This window comes from Corynebacterium kozikiae, from assembly GCF_024580965.1.
GTDB classification, from domain to species: Bacteria; Actinomycetota; Actinomycetes; order Mycobacteriales; family Mycobacteriaceae; genus Corynebacterium; species Corynebacterium kozikiae.
On sequence record NZ_JANIKJ010000007.1, the window covers coordinates 62,888 to 81,542 of the forward strand.

Annotated in this window: 14 protein-coding genes and 1 pseudogene; 11 read left to right on the top strand and 4 right to left on the bottom strand. The window is 60.2% G+C overall.

Features of this window, described 5'->3' with window-relative positions:
• Window positions 1-23: 23 nt before the first annotated feature.
• From NQ018_RS06235 to NQ018_RS06245, 3 genes are all read right to left on the bottom strand, one after another.
• Window positions 24-3,671 (bottom strand): ABC transporter ATP-binding protein, encoded by a 3,648-nt coding sequence (locus NQ018_RS06235; protein WP_257059600.1) that lies wholly within the window; start codon window positions 3,669-3,671, stop codon window positions 24-26.
• A gap of 18 nt (window positions 3,672-3,689) precedes the next feature.
• Window positions 3,690-4,487 carry a hypothetical protein gene (locus tag NQ018_RS06240; protein ID WP_257059603.1) on the bottom strand — a complete coding sequence of 266 codons (798 nt, stop codon included), beginning with the start codon at window positions 4,485-4,487 and terminating at the stop codon, window positions 3,690-3,692.
• A gap of 123 nt (window positions 4,488-4,610) precedes the next feature.
• Window positions 4,611-5,423, bottom strand: a complete 813-nt coding sequence (locus tag NQ018_RS06245; RefSeq protein WP_257059612.1) for a shikimate 5-dehydrogenase — start codon at window positions 5,421-5,423, stop codon at window positions 4,611-4,613.
• On the opposite strand from NQ018_RS06245, the gene NQ018_RS06250 reads away from it, so the two are divergent.
• The 7 genes from NQ018_RS06250 (at window position 5,422) to NQ018_RS06280 (ending at window position 12,536) form a co-directional block, all read left to right on the top strand.
• Window positions 5,422-7,119, top strand: coding sequence for a carboxylesterase/lipase family protein (locus tag NQ018_RS06250; protein ID WP_373566907.1), 1,698 nt, complete (start codon window positions 5,422-5,424; stop codon window positions 7,117-7,119). The genes NQ018_RS06245 and NQ018_RS06250 overlap by 2 nt on opposite strands.
• A gap of 59 nt (window positions 7,120-7,178) precedes the next feature.
• Entirely contained in the window at window positions 7,179-7,952 is a 774-nt protein-coding gene (locus NQ018_RS06255) for a (2Fe-2S)-binding protein (protein WP_257059618.1), read from the top strand.
• 111 nt (window positions 7,953-8,063) lie between these two features.
• The gene (locus NQ018_RS06260; protein WP_257059619.1) at window positions 8,064-8,702 is read left to right on the top strand and encodes a hypothetical protein; all 639 of its coding nucleotides are present in this window, start codon (window positions 8,064-8,066) and stop codon (window positions 8,700-8,702) included.
• Window positions 8,689-9,651, top strand: coding sequence for a nucleoside hydrolase (locus NQ018_RS06265; RefSeq protein WP_257059622.1), 963 nt, complete (start codon window positions 8,689-8,691; stop codon window positions 9,649-9,651). Before NQ018_RS06260 ends, NQ018_RS06265 begins: the two co-directional genes overlap by 14 nt.
• Before the next feature lie 118 nt (window positions 9,652-9,769).
• A complete protein-coding gene (locus tag NQ018_RS06270; RefSeq protein WP_257059624.1) occupies window positions 9,770-10,582 on the top strand; it encodes an ECF transporter S component in 813 nt (270 codons plus the stop codon).
• Between the two features lie 155 nt (window positions 10,583-10,737).
• Entirely contained in the window at window positions 10,738-11,298 is a 561-nt protein-coding gene (locus NQ018_RS06275) for an energy-coupling factor transporter transmembrane component T family protein (protein ID WP_257059626.1), read from the top strand.
• The gene (locus tag NQ018_RS06280) at window positions 11,280-12,536 is read left to right on the top strand and encodes an ATP-binding cassette domain-containing protein (protein WP_257059629.1); all 1,257 of its coding nucleotides are present in this window, start codon (window positions 11,280-11,282) and stop codon (window positions 12,534-12,536) included. Before NQ018_RS06275 ends, NQ018_RS06280 begins: the two co-directional genes overlap by 19 nt.
• Before the next feature lie 34 nt (window positions 12,537-12,570).
• Here NQ018_RS06280 and NQ018_RS06285 read toward each other — a convergent pair whose 3' ends face one another.
• Window positions 12,571-13,077: a hypothetical protein gene (locus NQ018_RS06285; protein ID WP_257059631.1), complete on the bottom strand. Its 507-nt coding sequence runs from the start codon at window positions 13,075-13,077 to the stop codon at window positions 12,571-12,573.
• Window positions 13,078-13,234: 157 nt separating this feature from the next.
• On the opposite strand from NQ018_RS06285, the gene NQ018_RS06290 reads away from it, so the two are divergent.
• The 4 genes and pseudogenes from NQ018_RS06290 (at window position 13,235) to NQ018_RS06305 (ending at window position 18,625) form a co-directional block, all read left to right on the top strand.
• Entirely contained in the window at window positions 13,235-14,482 is a 1,248-nt protein-coding gene (locus NQ018_RS06290; RefSeq protein ID WP_257059633.1) for an MFS transporter, read from the top strand.
• 224 nt (window positions 14,483-14,706) lie between these two features.
• Window positions 14,707-16,797: a DEAD/DEAH box helicase gene (locus NQ018_RS06295; RefSeq protein ID WP_257059635.1), complete on the top strand. Its 2,091-nt coding sequence runs from the start codon at window positions 14,707-14,709 to the stop codon at window positions 16,795-16,797.
• A gap of 486 nt (window positions 16,798-17,283) precedes the next feature.
• Window positions 17,284-18,060, top strand: a pseudogene (locus tag NQ018_RS06300) (ABC transporter ATP-binding protein); the annotation flags it as partial.
• Window positions 18,032-18,625: a histidine phosphatase family protein gene (locus NQ018_RS06305; protein WP_257059638.1), complete on the top strand. Its 594-nt coding sequence runs from the start codon at window positions 18,032-18,034 to the stop codon at window positions 18,623-18,625. The pseudogene NQ018_RS06300 and the gene NQ018_RS06305, both read left to right, overlap by 29 nt.
• Window positions 18,626-18,655: the final 30 nt, after the last annotated feature.

The following is an 18,655-nucleotide window of genomic DNA, read 5'->3' on the forward strand; positions in this document are numbered from 1 at the left end:
GGGGGCAGGCCCCGACCCTCTCCCTAACTGGGGTTTTGCTGCGTGGTGTCCTCCCACATTTTTGCATAAATACCCCCATTAGTGCATAGCGTGTCGTGATCACCCTGCTCCGCAATTCTTCCATCAGCAATCACCACAATGTGGTCCGCGCCTTGTGCAGTGGCAAGGCGATGGGCTACCACAACGGAGGTCCGGTGTGCGGTGACCCGTTGGGAGGCCTTGAGGATCGTTGCCTCCGTGGCGGGGTCCACGGTGGCGGTGGCCTCGTCGAGAAGCATGATCTCTGGAGTGATGAGCTCGGCGCGGGCGAGGGCGATGAGCTGACGCTGCCCCGAAGAGAGGCCGCGTCCACGCTCGCCGACGCGCGCAAGGAAGCCACCGGGGATCGCGGCGATGGCGGCGAGCGCGCCAACTCGCCTGGCCGCTTGCTCGATGTCCTCGCGGGTGGCGTCGGGCAGGCCGTAAGCGATGTTGCTGGCAACCGTGCCGGCGAACAGGTGTGCTTCCTGGGGAACGTAGCCTACGCTGCGGCGCCAGGCGGCAAGGGAGAAGCTGGCGATGTCCGTACTGTTTGCCCGGACGTGGCCCGAGGTGGGGTCGTAGAAGCGCTCGATGAGTTTGACCACCGTGGATTTTCCCGCGCCCGTTGGGCCCACAATGGCAACCGTTTGTCCCCTCGGGATGTTCAGCGTGAAGTCCTGGAGCACTGGCGTGTCGGTGTAACCGAAGTACACCTGATCAAAGTGCAGATCCGCGCCCTGTGGCGGCGTGGCCGTGCCGCTGTCTGCCACAGCGGGGGAGGTACCCAGGAACTCTCCGATTCGACGGAGGCCCACTTGGGCTTGCTGGTAGGAGTCGAACACTTGGGAAAGGGAGGTGATGGGGGAGTAGAGGCGGTCCAGGTAGAGCAGGAACGCCACCAGCGCGCCTGCCGCGAGCTGCCCTTGGGCCACCATCGAGGCGCCGATCAGCAGCACACCCGCTTGCACCAGTTCAGAGATTGCATTGAGCCCTGGGAAATAGGTGGCCACAGCGAGTTGAGCGCGGATCCTCGTGCGCACATAGCGCTTCGAGCCCGAACGGAAGCTCGCGAGGGTTGCCTCTTGAAAGCCAAAGAGCTGGGTGGTTTTCAGCCCGGCAATCGCCTCCTGGAACTGCGCGTTGACTCCGCTGATTTGCTCGCGTGCCTGGCTGTAGAGCTTGGTGGAAACGCGGCGGAACACCATGGTTGCCACCACGATCACGGGGATTCCCACCAGAGACACGGCGAACAGTACCGGCGAGGTGATGCCCAGCAGCACCAGAATGCCTACGATCGTGGTGGAGCTCACCACCGCCGTGGCCAGGCTCGTCTGGAGGAACGTGTTCAGGGCGTCGATGTCCGTGGTCATTCGCGTCATGATCGCCCCAGCCATGTTCTGCTCGTAATAGTTCATGCTGAGCCGCTGCAGATGCGCGTAGCAGCGCACTCGTAACTGATAGAGCAGGCGTTCGCCGGTGGTTGCCGTGGTGATTGTTGTGGCTATCTGGGCGCCCCAGGCCAGCGCCACCAAGGCGAGCCCCACCGCGGTAATCGGGCCGATGATGCCCGGTTGGTTCCCCAAAACACCCCGGTCAATCACCATGCGCGCAAGCCAAGGCACGCTCAAGCCGGCGGCTACGGACAGCGCATACAAACCAGTCACCGCCGCGATCAGCCCCTTGACCTCGGCGAACAGCACTCGAGCGTTGAACACCTTGAGCGGTTGCTCCAGAGCCTGCTCGTCTGCTTTCGGAGTTGCTGTGGCTGGAGGGAGCTTGCCGACGCGCGCCAGGAGCTCAGGGGTCGCCGGCATTGCGGCGCTTTGCCGACGCGCGCCCCCTTGCCCTGGGTGCATACCGGCAGAGGACGCGACCTCGCGCATCGTGCTGGACTCCATCGCCAAGGCGTCGGCCTCTGGGGCGTCCTCCGGCCAAAGCAGGTGGGCGGGCGGTTCGGTGCCGTCGTCGAAAGGAACTGGTGTGACCTTGCCCTGTAGCTGCATGATGTGCAGGAACTGTGGGTGCTGCGCCATCTCCGCTGGCGGAAGCTGAGCCAGGGTGCGGCCCTGATGAATCAGCGCGATGCTGTCCGCATGCTCCAGTGTGCTGTGCCGGTGGGCTGCGGCGATGATAGTGGTGTTCGGAAGAGCTTGGCGAAGCGCGGTGTAAATGGCGCGTTCCGTGGTGGCGTCGATGGCACTGGTGGCGTCGTCAAACAATAGGATGTCTGGGTCTGCCGCGACTGCGCGCGCGATGGCGATGCGTGCGCGCTGCCCACCCGAAAGCGTCAGCCCTCGCTCGCCCACAGTGGTGTTGTAGCCCTGCGGGAGCTGCTTGATGAACTCGTGTGCGCAAGCGATGCGTGCAGCGCGTTCCACCTGTTCGGTGCTGAGCCCACGACCCAAGTCAATGTTGTGGAACACTGTGTCTGAGTACAAGAAGGGATCATCAAATACCGCACCTACGGTGCCGGCGATGCGGACGGTTCCGGATTCTTGTTGATACACCCCGGCGAGCAGCTCCAAGAGGATGGTTTTCCCCGAACCCGCCGGGCCCACCATCATGGTGGTGCTGCCGCGCGGCGCATCAAGGTCAATGCCACGCAGCACTTCTTGCTCGCCGAATTGGAAGGAAACACCCTTCACCTTGATATCCCCAACTGTGCTTGCCCGCGTGCGATCGGTGGTGGGCACAATTTCTGGTGTGAGATCGATGACCTGGTACACGCGCTCAAGGGCGCTCGCGCCGAGCTGGAACTGCACCACCAGGCCGGCGATGGAAGAAATGACCCCCGTGACCTGTGTGAGGTAGGCGCCAAATGCCAAAAACAGGCCAATGGTGATTTCCCCACGCAGCGCCAGCATGCCGCCCAAACCGATGCCGATCACCAACGCCACGTTGGGAAGCTGCTGCACAAGCGGCTGGAATCGGGCCGTGAGCTTTGCCGCGCGGATGGCGGTGGCGTAAACCTCGCGCCCGAGGATACGCAGCGTGCCGAGTTCCCGGCGCTCCTGAGCGAATGCCTTGACCACGCGTACACCGGTGACCGTTTGCTCGATTTGGGTGCTCACCTTGGCAATTGCCTGCTGTTTTGACCAGGTGGCTGCAAAGAGCGTGCGCCTAGACAACCAAGTAATCACAGTAATCACTGGCACGCTGAGCACCGCCACTGCCAATAGTGGCAAGGAAATCCACCCAAGCAGCGCCAGGATCACAATGAGGTTCAGGACCTGGCCCAACAGCAGCGGGAACATGGCCACCACGGCCTGAACCTGGTTGAGGTCAGAGATGGAACGGGAAACCACCTGGCCGGTGTCCAGCTTGTTTTGAGCTTTGCCGTCGAGCCGCAGCAAAGATTCCAACACCGCGATGCGCAAGGTGTGTTGCAGGCGGTTGGACAAGATGCCCGCCACGAACCTGCGGGCGAATTGGAAGGCATAGCGCAGGAGGGCCACCACGATGAGTATGCGAACCACCTGGGGGATGTCCGCTGCATTGGCCCCGGTTGCGGCGTCCACCGCCTGGCCCGCGAGCAGCGGAATGGCCGCCTGGAATGCCGTGACCCCTACGGAGGAAAGTATTGCGCACAGCAACACAAAAGGGGATTGCCACAGTGCACGCAGCAGTTGGCGATAACGGCCCTTGTGCACGGTAGCAAACCCCTTAGGCTAGTTCTTGGCTGGTTCTAGCACATCTTCCTCGGCCTTTGCCGGTGTTGCAAAACGTGCTGGAAGAGGACCCAGAGAGCTGCGGGTGTTGCTGATCACCTTGTCTGCCAGCTTCCGGTTGGCCATCGTGCCAAGGACTAATCCCACGCCCATCGGCATGAGTTTGCCCAGCCAAGCGCGGCGGATTCGCTTGTTGACCTGCTTCAATGCAAGGCGCACGAGCTGGTTGTTCACCTGCACCAAATTGCGCTTGGACATGTTGGAGATGGCAGTAATGGAGGAAGTTTCCAGCGCAGCGTCCACCAGGGCGGAGCCGGCGGAGCCCGTGATGGCCACCAGGATCAGGGCCTTCCTGCGCTCGGGGTCGCGGATTTCCGCGCCGCGTAGGTAGCCTGCGGCGACAGTGTAAAACGCTGCGGCGTCCAGGAACACCAAAGACTCCGCGCTGATTGCCAACGCGCCGGTGACAAACCCAATGCCCGGGATCGCGGCAGCGGCACCCGCACCGGCGCCGGAGCCGGTGGCCAGGCGCATGAAGTGCTTGTCCATCAGCACCTGGATTTCCTCTGGGGTGGCCTCTGGGTTCTTGGCACGCAGCCAATCCACATAGTTCTCAATCGTGGAGGACTGCATGGAGACAGCCTTATCCAACGCGGTGATGAGCGCCTTAGCGGCTATGCCCCCGCGGGCCTCGAGGGCGTTGGGGTCTGTAACCTCGGCGCCAACGGCGTCCGTTATCTCGACGTTGCCAGCTGGTTGTTGGTTGCTCTTTCCAAAGAATGGGAGCTCAAAACCCATTGAATTGGTCCTTCACAGTTGATGTTCTCTAACGATGCCGAGGCCCCATGTGGCCTTGGGCTCACAGGATATAACTGCCTGTTGTGCCGAAAAGGTTCCCGCACGCAAATAACGATTCTGCAACTAGCCTTGCTGGGCGTAAGCTTCCGCTGCATCCACCTGTGCTTGAGTGGGCTGCTTGCCGGTGTAGAGCACAAACTGTTCGGCGGCCTGCAGCGCCACCACTTCACCGCCATTGATGCTCGGCACGCCCAGTTCCTCCGCCTTCACAATCAGTGGGGTGCGCACCGGGTAGGCCACAACATCGAAAATCATCTTTGCGCGTTGGATTTGAGTGTCGCTGAAGGCCTGGGCATCAGCTTGGTCACCATTCATTCCCAGTGGGGTGACGTTGACCAGCAGCTCAGCATTTTCTGGGACTTCGGTGGCGTATTCCCAACCGTAGCGCTCCGCAAGCGCGGTACCCGTAGCCTGATTGCGTGCCACCACCGCGCCGCGCATGCCGTGGTCCGCGAGTGCCGCCACCACTGCGTTAGCCATGCCACCGGAGCCGCGCACGGCAACCCTCCACGCCGGGTCCACATTGTGGGTGTTCAGCAGAGACGCCACCGCCGTGTAGTCCGTGTTGTAACCTGTGAGCACGCCGGAATCGTTCACAATCGTGTTCACGGCACCGATGCGCTCGGCGGAAGGATGCAGGCCGTCGATGAGCGCGATGACGTCCTGCTTGTATGGCATAGACACCGCGGCGCCGCGGATGTCGAGCCCGCGCACACCGGCGATCGCCTGTGTGATGTCGGTGGGGGCCACAGCCTTGTAGAGGTAGTTCAGGCCCAGCTCAGCAAACAGCCAGTTGTGGAAGCGCACACCGTGATTAGAGGGGCGTGCTGCGAGCGAGATGCACAGCGTTGTTTCGCGGTCGACGTAATTCACCATGTCACCTACTGTAGACAACATGAGCAAACGTGGCCGCAAAGTGCCGCGGCTGCAGCGTACAAACACACAGCTAGCCGCCGGTGAGAGTTCCGACGCGCCGCAGCGCATCCTCGCACGCACCACCGCAGGGCTGGTCGCGGGGGTCCGGCAAACAGGGATTTCCCCAGAGCTTTCCGTGCGCACATGGCGCGGGGTGCCATACGGGGAAACAACCACAGGGGAACGTCGTTTTGCAGCTCCCCGCCCAGCGAAACCATGGCCGGGCGTGCGAGAGTGCACGGAGTATGGCGAGGTTGCCGCGCAACCGATCCTCGGGCCCAGCGACCGCACCAAAGGCGGCGAGGACTGCCTGCATTTGGATGTGGTGCGCCCGGATTCCGACGAAGTGCTGCCCGTAGTTGTGTATTTCCACGGAGGGTCATTCATGTTTGGGTCCTCGCACGAGCTTCTCCTGCGCGGGCACTACCTGGCCACCGGCATGAACGTGGTGTATGTGAGCCTCAATTTTCGTCTCGGAGTGCTTGGCTACCTGGACTTCAGCAGCATGGCCGCGCCGGGTGATGATGTGGTGGCGAACCCGGCGGTACTCGATCAGCTTTTGGCGCTGCGGTGGATTCAAGCCAACATTGCAGCGTTTGGTGGCGACCCCGAGAATGTGACGATCATGGGGGAGTCCGCGGGTGCTGCGGCTGTACTCACCTTGATGTGCGTGCCTGCGGCGAAAGGGATGTTCCATCGGTGCATTGCGCAGTCGCCACCGATTGCCATGGTGCATTCCAAGGCGCAGGCGGCGTTTTGGACTGCGCAGTTGCGCCGGCGCCTCGGGCTGGCGGAAGACGCCACCGTTGCGCAGTTGCGGGAGATGGATCAAAAGACGCTCATTAATGCGGGTCAGTCAATGCTGTGGCGCAGCCGCGAGCTGTTCATGATGAACTCCTGCTACGGGCCTACCGTGGATGGAAAAGTGCTGTTCGAGCACCCGTTGGAAGTGTTTCGCAAAGGCCAGCAGCACCCGGTGCCGCTGCTCATTGGAACGAATTACGACGAAGCATCCTTTGCCAAAGGCTTTTACCTGCGCCAAACCGCCCGCGGCAGGGCAGCCGAGCGGATGCTCGCGGCATTCGACCCGGAAGGCGCACCCGGTGTGCTGGAGTCCTATGAAGGTGCGTTTCGGCGCAAGGAGTTTGCACTGCTCATCGCCGACGCCGTATTTTGGGCACCCGCCATGGTGGCCGCCACCTACCACCAGCTTGTGGCGAACACCTGGATGTACCGCTTTGATTTTGCGCCAGCAGTATGGCGCTGGTTGGGGCTCGGCGCGATGCACTCGATGGAACTCACGCCCGTGTTCGGAGATCTCAACGGTTCCCGTGCTTCAGCCGTCCATCGCATTGGGAAATCCGAAACCCTAGAGAAAATGCGCGAACTCATGCAGGGGTATTGGGGCAGCTTCATTCACCACGGCACTCCTGGCGGGACGTGGCCACGCTACCGGGTGCCTTCCGAACACCTCCCCGGGCGCGCAACCATGGTGTTCGACCGCGAACCCCACATTGTGTACGACCCCAAATCTCACAAACGCCGCGCATGGTTGAACTACACAATGACCCAGTGGGGCCTCGGCCGCCCCGAACTGCTGGAACAGTTCGGGGAACTTGAAGAGCAAGGGCCAAAGGCGCTGCCACCTGCACCCTAACTTTGGTTGCGGCACTGGAATCGTTGGGAACCGGCCCAAAACTCCGTAGGCTTAAACACATGGCCAGTCCTACCAACCCAACCCTTGCGCGAGCACTCCAACAGCTCGTGGCGCAGCAACCACACTTTGATCCCTGTGTGGCGCCTGGACCTGATTCCCTCACAGTGTCATTGCGGGAGCTGTGCGAGCCAACGTTCGTATTGCAGGTAATTCACCGAGGCCAGCAGACCTTTTCCTTGGAAAACCCCAAGCATGCTGCTCAACTCTGGTTCTACTCACTGTGCAACTCAGTGGTTGGCCCAGCCATGAACCTCATGGTGGAGCACAGCGTGTACCCGAGCCTCAAGTTGGGAGAGCTCTTTAGCCAGGACAGGCAGGGCTATTGGTTGGGGTATCAGCCTTCCAGCCTGGTAGATGGGCCTCTGGAGGCGGGGGAGGAGCTGGGCGCGGCGATGGCACAGGTGATTGCGGCCTTATCTGAGTCCTCCGGGATGAAACAAGCTCCTCTGTGGGCAGTGCTTTCGGATGCGGTGATCCAAAGCGGGGTGGCAGCGGGCAATGATGCATTTGAGCCGGAGCACGCCCTTGAGGTCATTGCCGCGATGCGTGAAGGCATCCAAGAGGCCACCAGCCGCTCGCTCCCACCTGCGCAGATAGAAGGACTGAGTGCAGATGGCGAGATCATGTCCGTTGAACAGGCGGAGTACTTGCTGGCGCACCGAGCCAGTTGCTGCATGATCTACTCCTCACCACAGGCACAGCTGTGCACCTCTTGTCCGAAGCGGGAGAAGCAGGAGCGTATCCAAGGCCAAATCCAGGCGGTGCTTTTTTAGCGCGATGGGGCATGCGCAAACCCCTGTTGCCCGTTAGGCTTAGGAATTGCCGTGTGCAAACAATGCGCCCGGTACTTCAAACTCCATGCTTGGAAGGGATGGACGCAGGCGATGAGCTTCTTTGAAGATCTTGCAAACGCACTGGACACAGAGGGAATTGAATCCAGGGTTCTGGGCGAAACACTGTTTGTGCCAATCACACCCGAACTTGAAATTCAGTTCGTTGAAATTGATCCCGATCTGCCCGCCGCCAACGTCTACATTGCCGCCGCGAATGATGATGATGAAGAATTCGATGCCGCCCTGGTATCTGTGGTCTTCTCAGTCAAAGACGCGGTGAGCACCGTTGCCGAGCATGTGGCCACCAACCAGATCATCTCCCTGATGAAAACCCTCCTTGAGGGCGAAGACCCACGGTTGGAAGGCCTGGAGTTCTTCCAAGACGCCGCCCGACCCAATGTGATCCGCACCTCGCTGTTGCCCGACGCGGAGCTTGCCATCGGCATTGACATTGAGGAAGCCGTACCCACCGCGACCCTGACCTTCCAAGTGTTCCAGTTTGATGACCTCCCGCTGGACCTTGTTGAGGAAGACCTGTTCAACAACAGCGTAGAAACACTGGAACTCGGGACCTTCAGCGATTTTGACAAGCTCCTGGACATCATCGAGTTCGCCGCCTCGCAGGCAGACAGTTGGGCAGAGCAGATGGTGCCCCTCGACGACGAGTTTGAGTACTTTGACGAAGACTAAAACCCCCACGGTGCTGCTGGACTGTGACACGGGCATTGACGACGCGCTCGCGCTGATCCTTCTGGCTGCGTTGCACCGCGCCGGGCGGATCACGCTGGCCGGGGTAACCACCACTGCGGGGAACACGACTGCGGAGCAAGCGGCGCGGAACACCCGGTGGATCCTTGGCCTGGCGGGCATAGGGGAAGAGGTGCCCGTGGTCGCTGGCGAAGCAGGGCCGGTGGTGGTGGATTTGGTCACCACCCCGGAAACCCACGGGCCCACTGGGTTGGGGTATGCGCAGGCGCCCGCTGCGGAGGTGGGCTATGACTGGCAGGGCTTGTGGCGTGAGGTGTTGCAGGACGATGGTGATGCGTTGTTGGTGGTCACTGGTCCCGCGACGAATGCCGCCGTGTGGTCCCGCGCGAATGCACTGCCGAAGCACATCACGCTGATGGGTGGGGCCTACTTGTATCCGGGGAATACCACCCCCACCGCGGAGTGGAATTCTTGGGTGGATCCGCACGCGGCGAAAGAGCTGTTCGGGGCGGTGACTCGGCCGATCACCGTGTGCGCGTTGGGTGTGACGGAGCAGATGTTGCTTACACCAAAGCTGCTTGAAGAGTCTGTCGCCGCGTTGGGGGACTGCGCTCTTGCAAAGGTCCTCGAACCGATGCTGCGTTTCTATTTTGAGTTTCACCAGGCTCAGGGTGAGGGCTATTTAGCACAAGTTCATGATTTGCTGGCGGTGATGATCGCGCTGGGGATCGTGGATGTTGAGGCGCACACGTTACGGGTGGATGTTGAAGCTGACTCCGCGCTGCTGCGGGGAACAACCGTCGCTGACTTCAAAGGACACTGGAACCAACCTGCGAATGCGCGCCTGATTATCCAAGCCAACGTGGCTCAGGCTTGGGACGTGTGGCGTGAGGCTTTGGGGCTGTTGCGCGCATTCCATTCTGCGAGCTGACGCAAAAGTTGGCGGGGCGGCGGGGGCAGGTTTACACTGTCCCACGTTCGCGCGCCGAGGTGACATAGGCGCGACCGTTGTATTCATCCATTGCAGGATGATGTTCGAGGAGCTTTGCATGTCACGTTCTGTTCTCCCTGATACCTCCGATTTGGCTGGTAACACTGGGACCGCTGGGTTTACTGGATTCTCGGGGCTTTCCGCCAACCGGAAAGTATTGGTTGGTGCCGGCCTGTTTGTTGTACTGCTGACCTGGTTGTATTTGGTGGTAGTGGCCCCTTTGGATTGGGATTCAGTGGGAGGCTCCGCTCCAGCGCTGATCACGCTCATTGGCTATGGCCTCGGCGCTGTATTTTTGTTGGCAGCAACCTTGCCAGTTCTTCCGGTGCGCACCATTGCGCTCATCCCAATGGCGTTGTTGCTGAATATCTTGATCGGCCAGATTGTTGGCTCTGTTGGCATTCCGTTGTACTTGGATTCTGTGGGAACGGTGTTGATCGCCGCGCTGGCTGGGCCAATCGCAGGTGTTGCCACCGGCACCTTGAGTTCCGTGGTGTGGGGCCTGCTGAATCCCGCGGCTTTGCCTTTCGCTGCTGTTTCCGCCGTGGTGGGTCTCCTTGCCGGTGTGGCTTTCCAACGCGGCGCAAGGCGTAACCTCTTGGTGGCCGTGCTCTCCGGTGCGGTCATTGGTGTGATCTCGGGGATGTTGGCAGCACCGGTTGCGGCTTTTGTGTACGGAGGAACCGCAGGCGTTGGAACTGGTGCAATTGTGTCCTTGTTCCGTGAGATGGGCAATTCTCTGATTGCCTCGGTGACGATGCAATCGTTTATCTCTGACCCGTTGGACAAGGCGATTGTGATGGCGTTGGTGTGGCTGACGGTGCGTGCCTTGCCGAGCCGCATTTGGGGTCGGACCAAAGCTGCCTCATAGTGGTATCCCCGCAAACGTCTATGCACCCGTACACCTCGCTGTGTGCGGGCGTTTGTGCATGGCTTCTGGTGCTGGGCATTAATACTTGGTGGTTTTCTGCCATTGTGTTGGTTCTCGCCGTTGGGGCTGGTACATGGAAGGTGGGCAATGCCTCGGTGATTTTTGCCAGTTCTGTGTTGTGTGCTCCTGCTGCGATTTCGATGGTGTTGGTGCATGCCCCGTATGGGCAGCAGCGCATCGCGCCGTTTGTGACATTGGATGGTCTTGCCACTGCAGGTGTACTGGCATTGCGATTTTGCGCGTTGATCGTGGTAGTCCTGGCAGCAGTTGCTTGGGTGGAAACACCGGCGCTGTTGAAGGCTCTGCAAGTTTCCGGTAAGGGGGGATTGGGTACAAGGCTCGCCGTGATTGTGGGGCAAACGTTGCAATTGGCGCCCCAAGCAGCGCGCGCCCGAGGGACAGTACGCGATGCGATGGTATTGCAGGGAATACCGGTGAGGGGGCCGCGCGCGGTGGTGCGCGTGGCACTGATGGTGATGATTCATGTGATTACACAGGGAGCGGACCGGGCGGCACCAATGAAAAGTGCGGGCCTGGAGCTTGTGGGTCAAAAAACGCTGTTGTATCCGCTGCAGGACTCCGCGGTGCAAAAAGTGGTGAGGGGAGCCATGGTGGTGTTCAGTTTCGGGGTGATTGCGTGGATTTCGTTGTGGTAGATGGGTTGATGCAGCGGTTGGCGTCAGGCGATTGCGTTGTGGTGGGTGCAACCGAGGGCAGCGAACGCGTGGCATTGGCACTGCAGGAGCAGGCTTTGCGCGCAGGCAAAAGCTCGGCGGTGGTGTTCCGTGACGGTATGCGTCACCTCTCGTACTTACGCTCACGGGTAGATGAGGAAGTGGCGTTGCCGCTCGAGCAACGGGGCTGGGAGCAGGTCAGGATGGCCGCGCGAGTGGAGGAGTTGCTTGCCCAGTTGGGCTTAAGTGAGCTTGCCGACGCAGACCCAACGCATCTTTCAGGCGGTCAGGTGCAGCGTGTCGCGGTGGCGAGTACCGCTTCATGGGGTCCGGATGTGCTGATTTTTGAGGATCCTTTCGCTGGCCTGGATGTGGATTCGGTAGGTCGCCTTTGTGCGTTGATGCATAGTTATCCGGGTGTTGTGGTGTTGTGCGTGAGCGCCAACAGTGCTGGGGTGGAGCAGTTGAGGGGTTCTGGTGAAGTTGAGGTAGTTGGTGAATTGCCGGAGCTGCCTGCGCTGGACGTGGAACTGGACTTGGACGGCTCGAGCGTGGCGCCGCTCGAAGAATGGGTGGAGTTGGGGGAGCTCAATGCAAGGCGCGGATCGCAAAGGCGTGGGTGGTTGCGTGGGCGAAAGCCAGCGCACCCGAAGTTCCGGCAATCACGCCAGCTCCGGCAATCACGAGAGTTTGAGGTCCATGTGCCTGCGGAGAACCTGAGGCTGCAGAAAGGTGCGGTGACCTGGTTGTGTGGACCGAATGGCGCGGGGAAAACGACCGTGCTGCGGGCACTAGCTGGATTGGACGGGCATGAAGGTTGCCAAAAGAACATTGGTGGGAGTTTTGGTCTTGCGTTGCAGCGCGCCCAAGACCAAGTTGCCCAGACCAGCGTGGGGGAGATGCTGGCCCAGGTGACCTGCCAAAGGGAGCAGGTGGCTCGCATGTGTACAGCTTTGGGTGTGCCCTTTGATGCGCATCCGTTGGATGTGACGGCTGCTCAGCTCCGCGCTGTGCAAGTGTTTGCTCAGCTCGGAGGTCCGCACTTGGTGGTTGGTTTGGACGAACCTGATGTGGGTTTAGATCCGGCTGCTGAGCAGGTAGTTCACCAGGTTCTTGCAGACGCTTTGAGGGAGGGGAAAGCTGTGCTGCTCACATGCCACAATGAGCGCTTTGTGCGGCGGGTTGCAACATATGCCGAGGTAGGGGAATTGCACCTCTAATTCCTCACCTCTCGCACCCGATGAACTAGGCCAGCTATGCCGCCTCAGCGAAGCTTTGGAACATCCGCGCCGGGGAGTGGAGGGGTTGGAAGTGTCCGTCGACGAGCCACAGGAAAGTGGCTGCTTGGCCGGATTCAATGACGTGGACGCAGTCTATCCGTTGTTCACCAACGAGGGCTCGAACCCAGGCTTCGGCGATGTTGGGTTGCACGTAATAGCCTTTGGGGCTTGTGACTCTGGTGGTGATGAGGTATGCGGGAGGAGCCTCGCCGAAGCCCTGCAAGCGCGCTTTGGCCTTGGCCCCAACGCGCCGCCGGGTAATGCTGACCTGCAGGTCATCCTCCCCGGGCAACTGGGGCAGATGGAAGGTGGGTGGGCGCCAAGTAGGTGTAGGGCGAGCAAGTGAGCGCGGGTGATGCAACGCCATGCCTACTTTGCTGAGCGTTTGGGGGAACGCGCGGGCGATGTGGCTGGCGAGCTCGGTGGCGGAATGCTCATGCAGGGGGCGGGGGGTCAATGGGTTCTGGTGTGCAATGCGCATGGGGTGCCTTTCTGGAAAATCATGTATTGGGGGACGTCGTTAAGGCTAGGAAATAGGTGCGACACCCAAACCCAGCATATAGAACAAATGTTTGAATCGGAAGGAGGTGGTCTGGTTCTATGGTCAAAGCGTCGGGGCATGAATAATATGTGAGGGTGTGAAACCAGTCGCAATTGATCCCAAACCTAAGATTCCGCGCGAAATCTGGGTACTTGTGATCGCGGCATTTGTGATCGCGGTGGGTTTTGGCATCATTGCGCCGGTGATTCCGCAGTTCGCAATGAGCTTCGGGGTGGGCATGGCAGCCGCTGGGGCGGTGGTGTCCGTCTTTGCGGGGACAAGGCTGCTGTTTGCCCCGATGTCTGGGACTTTGGTGGATGCTATTGGTTCCCGAGGGGTGTATATCACCGGGCTGTGGCTCGTGGCGATCACGACCATCATGTGCTTCTTTGCGCAGGAATATTGGCAGCTCATGCTGTTTCGTGGCCTCAGCGGATTCGGGTCCACAATGTTTACCGTCTCAGCGATGGGGTTGGTGGTGAGGCTTTCGCCGCCGACAATTCGCGCGAAGTGCTCCTCGGCGTACGCGAGTGGCTTTCTGTTTGGCAATATCGTTGGGCCGATTTTAGGCAGTGTGCTGGCGGTGTTCGGCATGCGGATGCCGTTCCTTATTTATGGCATCTTCGTGACCATCGCCGCGGTGATGGTGTGGCTGCTGCTGCCGAGTAACGTTGGCAAGCCCGCTACCGGCAGCGCCGTGGTGCCGCCCATGAGATTTGCGGACGCTTGGGCATCCCGGGCATACCGGGCAAGTTTGGTTTCAGGGTTCGCGCACGGATGGACCAACTTTGGCGTGCGAGTAGCGGTGGTGCCCCTGTTTGCCGCCACTGCCTTCAGTAATGGGCCGGCGGTGGCAGGCCTTGCAATGACCGCATTCGCCGTAGGAAATGCGGTTGTGCTGCAATTTTCCGGCAGGCTCGCGGATACCTATGGGCGTAAACCGCTGATTCTGTGTGGATTGGTGATCAATGGGCTCTCCACCGCCGTATTTGGATATGCGCATGACTTCACGTTGTTGCTCGTGGCATCCGCGGTTGCCGGCGCCGGGGCGGGGCTGTTGAACCCAGCTCAGCAAGCGGTGATGGCGGATATCGTTGGCACCCATAGTTCCGGTGGCAAGGTCTTGGCCTATTTCCAGATGTCCATGGATTTTGGTGCGGTGCTCGGCCCGATCATCATTGGCGCCGCCGCTCAGGCCTTTGGGTTCGGTCCTGCCTTTGTGCTGTGTGGTGCACTTTCCCTAGTTGCAACGCTGGCTTGGATTGCCGCACCAGAAACCCTCACCGGGGGAGCTGCCAGACGAAAGGCGGAGGGGGACCTGGGCAGGGACTTGGGCGAAGAATGAGGCGAAGGCTAAGCGTGCGGACCCCGGACCCCGGACTCTGGACCCCGGACTGCGGTGAGGGACTACGGTCTTGGGGGGCGTCGGTAAGCTCCTGCCTAGCGCCGAACGGCCCCTGGAAACCTTTGGAAATGCTGAAATGTGACATTGGGTACCTTGGGCGGCGCGGGTGTGCTTGGGCACGTTTTGGGTTTTGTGTTGCGTTGTAGCGTAGGGTTGCTTAGGCAATGAGCATTACCGATAACGCCTCCAGCGGCGAGAATGAGCTGGAAATTAAGATTTTGTCGGAATCTCAGGAAACTTCGCAGGTAGACGAAGGCACCACCGAAGATGTGGCTGCCGTTGTAGACGACTCCAGGGTTGCGAACACTTCTGAGGCCGCCGGCTCCGCTGAAATTGAAGCGGACAACGACGATAAGAACGAAGAAAAGGTTGACTCAGAAGGTGCTGCAAGCCCTGTGGATGAGCGAGTCGATCGTGAAGAGGAAAATGGGTTTGAGGCGCTCGGCCTCCCATCCAAGGTGCTGAAGGCCGTTGCCCGCGTGGGTTTTGAAACGCCTTCCCCCATCCAGGCGCAAACCATCCCAGTGTTGCTCGAGGGCAACGATGTGATGGGTCTCGCGCAAACCGGTACCGGCAAGACCGCAGCATTTGCGCTGCCAATTCTTTCGCGTATCGACGTCACCAAGCGCCACCCTCAGGCCTTGGTGCTTGCCCCGACCCGTGAGCTTGCGCTCCAGGTGGCGGATTCCTTCCAGTCCTTCGCCGACCACCTCGGCGACATTCACGTGCTGCCAATCTACGGTGGGCAGGCCTACGGCATTCAGCTTTCCGGCCTTCGCCGTGGCGCGCAAATCATCGTGGGTACCCCAGGCCGTGTGATCGACCACCTGGAAAAGGGCTCCCTTGACATCTCTGAGCTGCGCTTCCTCGTGCTCGATGAAGCGGACGAGATGCTCAACATGGGCTTCCAAGAGGACGTGGAGCGGATCCTCGAGGACACCCCTGCTGACAAGCAGGTTGCGCTGTTCTCCGCCACCATGCCTAACGGTATCCGCCGCTTGTCCAAGCAGTACATGAACGACCCGCACGAGATTCAGGTGAAGTCTGAAACTCGCACAAACACCAACATCACCCAGCGCTACCTCTCTGTGGCGCACCGCAACAAGCTCGACGCCCTCACCCGAATCCTCGAGGTCACCGAGTTCGAAGCGATGATCATGTTCGTGCGCACCAAGCACGAGACGGAAGAGTTGGCGGAAAAGCTGCGCGCTCGCGGGTTCTCTGCTGCTGCAATCAACGGTGACATTGCCCAGGCGCAGCGTGAGCGCACCGTTGACCAGCTCAAAGACGGCCGTTTGGACATTCTGGTAGCTACCGACGTAGCCGCCCGTGGTTTGGACGTGGAGCGTATCACGCACGTGTTCAACTACGACATTCCAAATGACACGGAAAGCTATGTGCATCGCATCGGCCGCACCGGCCGTGCCGGACGCTCCGGTGAAGCAATCCTCTTTGTGACCCCTCGGGAACGCCGCATGCTGCGCTCCATCGAGCGCGCAACCAACGCCCGCTTGGTGGAAATGGACCTGCCCACCGTGGACGAGGTTAACGAGTCACGCAAGGCCAAGTTCGCTGACTCCATCACCGAATCCCTCGAAGATTCGCAGGTAGACGTGTTCCGTGCCCTGGTGAAGCAATACTCCGAAGAGCATGACGTGCCACTGGAGGACATTGCTGCAGCACTGGCGACCCAAGCCCGGGCGGGAGACGAGTTCCTCATGAAGGAGCCTCCGCCGGAGCGTCGTCGCGAGCGTGGTGACCGCGGTGACCGCTTTGAGCGTGGTCGTGGCGATCGTGGTGACCGGTTTGATCGTGGTGATCGCGGTGATCGTGGTGGCCGCCGTGACCGTGGTGATCGTGGTGACCGTTTTGATCGGGGCAACAAAGACCTTGCCGTTTACCGCCTCGCGGTGGGCAAGCGCCAGCATGTACGCCCAGGAGCAATCGTGGGTGCGCTCGCCAACGAGGGTGGCCTGAACAACAAGGACTTTGGCCGCATTGTGATCAATGTGGACCACACCTTGGTGGAGTTGCCAAAGGATCTGCCACGCCACGTGCTGGACAACCTTGCAGATACTCGTATCTCCGGCCAGCTCATCCACATCGAAAAGGACCCATCGGGCCGTTTGCCTGAGCGTAATTTCGATCGTGGTGGCCGAGGTGACCGTGGTGGATACCGCGGTGATCGTGGTGGCCGTGGTGGGTACCGTGGTGATCGCGGTGATCGCGGTGGCCGCCGTGAGTGGCGCGACTAGAAGTACCCCGGCGATTCGGTTCTTTGGCTGAATCAATTGCCTTAATCCCCACCCGTTGAAGTGTTAAAGCTTTGGCGGGTGGGGATTTCTCATGGGCGGGGGAGAAATTGGGGTGATTTTGGAAGCGGGAATCTGTTGGTCGACATTTAAAAGTCGATAGGACAGAGCGTTGGTCGATAGGACGCCGGATTTTGGGGGAAATCGGGTCCTATCGACTTTTGCCTATCGACCAACGCGTCCTATCGACCAACGGACCCAACGAACCCAACGGACCCGCAACCCCCTCCGCACTCCTTGAACTCGAGGGTACCTGCTTGTTGAACGGCAGGTGACGTGCCTCCAGCGGGTTTGTCTTGCAATGTTGCGTAAAGGTGAATGATTTTCAACACCAAGTCTGATTGAGAAATAAATTGCAAAACTTACCCTGCGTGCAAGAACTTTTGCATTTAGGTTGTTGGCTTTGAGTTTCCAACAGCGAGTAAGCAGCGCACCCATGAGGTGCTGGCTTTACTCGGCATTGATCACCTCGCGGCGCGCTACCCAGGCGAAATCTCCGGTGGCCAGCAGCAGCGCGTGGCCATCGCCCGCATGATCGCCCCAGAACCCAAGGTGCTGTTATTCGATGAGCCTTTGAGCAACCTGGACGCTAAACTGCGTGTGGAAACCCGCGCCGAGCTCTCCCGCATCCACCGAGCAACCGGCGCTACCTGCGTATATGTGACGCATGACCAAGTAGAAGCAATGGCAATGGCAACCCACATCGCCCTGATGCACGAAGGCAAAATCGCCCAGTTTGGCACTCCGGAAGATCTGCTGGAACGCCCCGAAAACGCCTTCACCGCAACCTTCATTGGCACCCCGGCCGCTAACGTCTTGGAGGCGCACGCCCACGATGGCACCCTTACTGTGGCGGGTGAGCACGAGGTACTGCTGGTCGGTGATGAACAAGGCCCAGTTCAGGCGATGTATCGCGCCACCAGCGTCCGCGTGTGCACCCAGCAAGCCGTGGCGAGCGGTGGGGAAGCGGCGAATGGCCAACGGGGGATCGTCGGAACGCTCGTGGACCAAGTGCCAATGGCTGATCGCTGGGTCATTGGTGTTGAATTGCACAATGGTACTCGCGTGACAGCAGCGCAGGAGCAGCGCGTGCATGCCCTCAATGGCCAGCAGGTGAGTGTCTTCCTCGATGCCTATCCAGACGCGCTGTTTGATCAGGAAGGAGAGGTGATTTGGCATGCATATTCTGCTGATTCGGCACGGTGAAACGCTTTGGAACATCGAACGCCGCCTTCAAGGACAAACGGACATCCCGCTCTCTGACACCGGTCGGGCGCAGGCTCAGGCACTCGCTGCGCTCGTGAAACGTTACGACGTACGCCAGGTCACAACCTCCGGCCTCGCACGCGCGCAAGACACCGCCCGGGAACTGGGATTTCACACTTTCACCGCAGACCCTCAACTCAACGAGTGCTACCTGGGCCAGTGGGAGGGACAATACGCTGCAGATATTCGCAGCACGCAGGGTGCTGATTACAAAGCCTGGCGCGCCGGAGATTTTGACCCACCGGGTGCGGAAACATTGGTGGATTTCCGCGCTCGTGTTCTGCGTGGTGTGGATGCGGCTGTGGGGCGTGGCCTTGCCGCCCATTCGGAGGATGTTCCCGTGCCGGCTATTGCCATCGTGATCCATGGCGGTGTAATCCGCGCAGCCTTGCGCGCCTTGGTGGGCCTGGAGCCCTCGCAGGTGGTTGCGCCGCATCCCGCGAGCCTCACGGTTCTGAAGCTTGACGGCGAAAAACTCCTGCTGGAAAGTTACAACCTGCGCTAAAACGTCCATTCCAGCGCCAGCAGGCGGTAG

Bases quoted from the DNA above. Each gene is read 5' to 3' on its own strand.
- NQ018_RS06240 (WP_257059603.1), bottom strand. From the start codon at position 4,487: ATGGGTTTTGAGCTCCCATTCTTTGGAAAGAGCAACCAACAACCAGCT.
- NQ018_RS06250 (WP_373566907.1), top strand. From the start codon at position 5,422: ATGTCACCTACTGTAGACAACATGAGCAAACGTGGCCGCAAAGTGCCG.
- NQ018_RS06245 (WP_257059612.1), bottom strand. From the start codon at position 5,423: ATGGTGAATTACGTCGACCGCGAAACAACGCTGTGCATCTCGCTCGCA.
- NQ018_RS06255 (WP_257059618.1), top strand. From the start codon at position 7,179: ATGGCCAGTCCTACCAACCCAACCCTTGCGCGAGCACTCCAACAGCTC.
- NQ018_RS06260 (WP_257059619.1), top strand. From the start codon at position 8,064: ATGAGCTTCTTTGAAGATCTTGCAAACGCACTGGACACAGAGGGAATT.
- NQ018_RS06270 (WP_257059624.1), top strand. From the start codon at position 9,770: ATGTCACGTTCTGTTCTCCCTGATACCTCCGATTTGGCTGGTAACACT.
- NQ018_RS06285 (WP_257059631.1), bottom strand. From the start codon at position 13,077: ATGCGCATTGCACACCAGAACCCATTGACCCCCCGCCCCCTGCATGAG.
- NQ018_RS06295 (WP_257059635.1), top strand. From the start codon at position 14,707: ATGAGCATTACCGATAACGCCTCCAGCGGCGAGAATGAGCTGGAAATT.
- NQ018_RS06305 (WP_257059638.1), top strand. From the start codon at position 18,032: ATGCATATTCTGCTGATTCGGCACGGTGAAACGCTTTGGAACATCGAA.